The organism is Photorhabdus heterorhabditis, assembly GCF_018448905.1.
In the GTDB taxonomy this organism is placed as follows: Bacteria; Pseudomonadota; Gammaproteobacteria; order Enterobacterales; family Enterobacteriaceae; genus Photorhabdus; species Photorhabdus heterorhabditis.
Window position 1 is genome coordinate 1 of record NZ_RCWA01000096.1, and the last position, 2,913, is coordinate 2,913.

4 protein-coding genes and 1 pseudogene are annotated in these 2,913 nt (G+C 37.9%); all 5 read right to left on the reverse strand.

Annotated elements, in window-relative coordinates; all coding sequences use genetic code 11:
- Positions 1–844: pseudogene (locus EAE89_RS22565) on the reverse strand (S8 family serine peptidase); the annotation flags it as partial.
- Between the two features lie 48 nt (positions 845–892).
- A complete protein-coding gene (locus EAE89_RS22570; RefSeq protein ID WP_054479844.1) occupies positions 893–1,414 on the reverse strand; it encodes a DUF5625 family protein in 522 nt (173 codons plus the stop codon).
- A 93-nt stretch (positions 1,415–1,507) separates the two neighbouring features.
- A complete protein-coding gene (locus EAE89_RS22575) occupies positions 1,508–2,029 on the reverse strand; it encodes a DUF5625 family protein (protein ID WP_149616068.1) in 522 nt (173 codons plus the stop codon).
- Positions 2,030–2,057: 28 nt separating this feature from the next.
- Complete coding sequence (locus EAE89_RS22580) at positions 2,058–2,579, reverse strand: DUF5625 family protein (RefSeq protein ID WP_214086628.1); 522 nt, start codon at positions 2,577–2,579, stop codon at positions 2,058–2,060.
- Between the two features lie 93 nt (positions 2,580–2,672).
- The coding region (locus EAE89_RS22585) for a DUF5625 family protein (protein ID WP_244866727.1) at positions 2,673–2,913 on the reverse strand (241 nt) is incomplete at its 5' end.

Sequence of the window (2,913 nt, forward strand, 5' to 3'; positions counted from 1 at the left end):
TATTGCCATTCAAGGTCAGGTCGAGGTAGAACTGCGATAGATAGGCGTTGGGCCGGACATTGGGGTCGAGCTGCATTTCACCGGGACGAATGCCGCCGGTGGCAAGGCTAGCCATCTGTGTTGAAGCGAAATCGGTTTTATTGAGAATGCCCGCGAGGGTAAATATTTTATGGGTCGCGGAATTTTGGATATAACCGTTGGCAACATCCTGCTGCGCTTTGTTTTCGCCCTGAATATGTTTCTGCGGCTGTGGGGAGGAATTGATATCAATGTTAATTAAGTTTGTCGACGGTGAGTGACCATTCTTTTCTTCAAAATAACCATTTATAAAAAGGTTGGCACGAATGATTTTAGCTTTTTCGCCGTATAACATGTTCCGTAAGACATGAACATTATTATTGGGGAACAAATTTCCTTCAAAACCTTTATCATTGTAACCAATGACCTTTAATGATGAAAACACAAAATCTACGCAACTGTTGGTGAACAGATTATAGCGTGTATCATCAAATTTAAATCCAAATTTACCTGACTGTGGGTTTTGTGAAAAATCGCTTAACATGTTGTACTGAACTTCAGTCAACGGTATGGTGGTTTCATAGGAGGTTTGTTGGTAGGCAGCATTATCCAAAGGAGTTATTCGCCCGGGGCCACGCATTTGATCATATCGTGACTCGAAACCGTAACTTTGTTCATTTCCGTTCCCATCACTTAACACATACCACATATGACCGCCAGTTGAAGAATGTACGTCTCCAGCTTTATGCTCGTTCTTATCGGCCTGATAAACATACTTCGCTCCCTGTGGAGCTACTTTGTAGGTTACAGTATATTTCTTTTCCATATTTGTTATTTCCTCTACTGGTTATTTCTCTTTGTTTTTCTGAATAAATCAAATTTTCGGATTGTAATAGGCGAACTCGACAAAACTCTCAATGCCATTAAAAGCAGGGACATCCTCCAGAGTGGTAATGACCGCAGAGTAACGTCCGGGGGATAACGAAAATGTCTTAATTTCTCGCACAGCCGTATTTACCCTTCTCTCTTCGTAATAGAAAGACTGCCCCCCGTCGTATCCCCCTGAGTTTATTTTTTCATCAAAAAAAACCTTATCATTTCTAACCAGATAAAGTGAAACAGGGATTGTTACTCCGTCATCATAAATACTCCCGAACAACTTAAACCGCCTTTTCATTTCATCATGATCATCCCCTGTAGCAAACAGCAGGACAAACTGATAATTTCCAGTCTTGCTGATTTCAAAATCAATTTTGACTGACTGGCCAGACTTCGATACGTCAATCGGTTTGTATATATCAATGGGCTTAGAGCAGGCCATTAATAAGGTACAGCTCATAAAAATAATAATATTGCGCCAATTTTTAAACCTTTTATGTATACGTAATACTTTCATTTCTTCACTCCAAATTTTGATGTTACAGTGTATTTTTTTTCCATACTTATTATTTCCTCTAGTTGTTATTTCTCTTTGTTTTTTCTGAATAAATCAAATTTTTGGATTAAAATAAGCGAATTCGACAAAACTCTTGATGTCATTAAAAGCAGGCACATCCTCCAGGGTGGTAATTACTGCAGAGTAGCGTCCGGGGGATAACTCAAGTATTTTAATGTTTCGCACAGCCATATTTATGCTTCTCCCTTTGTAATCGAAAGACTGTCCCCAACCACGTCCTCCTGCATTTATTTTCTTGTCAAAAAAAATCTTGCCATCTTTAACCAAATGAAGCGAAACAGGGGTTATTATCCCGTCCTTATCAACATTCCCGAACAACTCAAGCCGCTTTTTCATTTCCTCATAGTCATCCCCTTTATCAAACAGCAAGGCAAACTGATAATTCCCTTTCTTGCTAATTTCAAAATCAATTTTGACTGATTGACCAGACTTCGATACGTCAATCGGTTTGTATATATCAATAGGCTTAGAGCAGGCCATTAATAATGTACAGCTCATAAAAATAATCATATTTCGCCAATTTTTAAATCTTTTATGTATACGTAATACTTTCATTTCTTCACTCCAAATAAAGTAATTCTCGTTAAATTTTCGGATTGTAATAAGTGAATTCGACAAAACTCTCGATTCCATTAAAGACCGGGACATCCTCCAAAGTGGTAATGACCGCAGAGTAATGCCCGGGGGGTAACGAAAGTGTTTTAATTTCTCTCACAGCCGTATTTATACTTCTCTCTTCGTAATTGAAGACACGCCCTCCTTCGGACCCTGAAGCGTTTATTTTCTTATCAAAAAAAATCTTGCCATCTTTAACGATATAGAGTGAAACAGGGATTATTACTCCATCTTTATCAGCTCTCCCAAAAAACTTAAACCGCCTTGCCATTTCATCATGACCCTCCCCAGTTTCAAACAGTAAGGCAAACTGATAATTACCTTCCTTGCTGAGTTCAAAATCAATTTTGACTGATTGACCAGACTTCGATACGTCAATCGGCCTGTATATATCAATGTACTTAGAGCAGGACATTAATAAGGTACAGCTCATAAAAACAATAATATTTCGCCAATTTTTAAATCTTTCATGTATATGTAATACTTTCATTTCGTCACTCCAAATTTTGATGTTACAGTGTATTTCTTTTCCATACTTATTATTTCCTCTACTGGTTATTTTTCTTTGTTTTTTCTACATAAATCAAATCTTTGGATCGTAATAGGTGAATTCAAAAAAACTCTCAATATCATTAAAAACAGGGACATCCTCCAGGGTGGTAATTACCGCAGAGTAGCGTCCGGGAGGTAATGAAAATGTTTTAATTTCTCTCACAGCCGTATTTATACTTCTCTCTTCGTAATTGAAGACACGCCCTCCTTCGGACCCTGAAGCGTTTATTTTCTTATCAAAAAAAATCTTGCCATCTTTAACGATATAGAGT

Bases quoted from the DNA above. Each gene is read 5' to 3' on its own strand.
- EAE89_RS22570 (WP_054479844.1), bottom strand. From the start codon at position 1,414: ATGAAAGTATTACGTATACATAAAAGGTTTAAAAATTGGCGCAATATT.
- EAE89_RS22575 (WP_149616068.1), bottom strand. From the start codon at position 2,029: ATGAAAGTATTACGTATACATAAAAGATTTAAAAATTGGCGAAATATG.
- EAE89_RS22580 (WP_214086628.1), bottom strand. From the start codon at position 2,579: ATGAAAGTATTACATATACATGAAAGATTTAAAAATTGGCGAAATATT.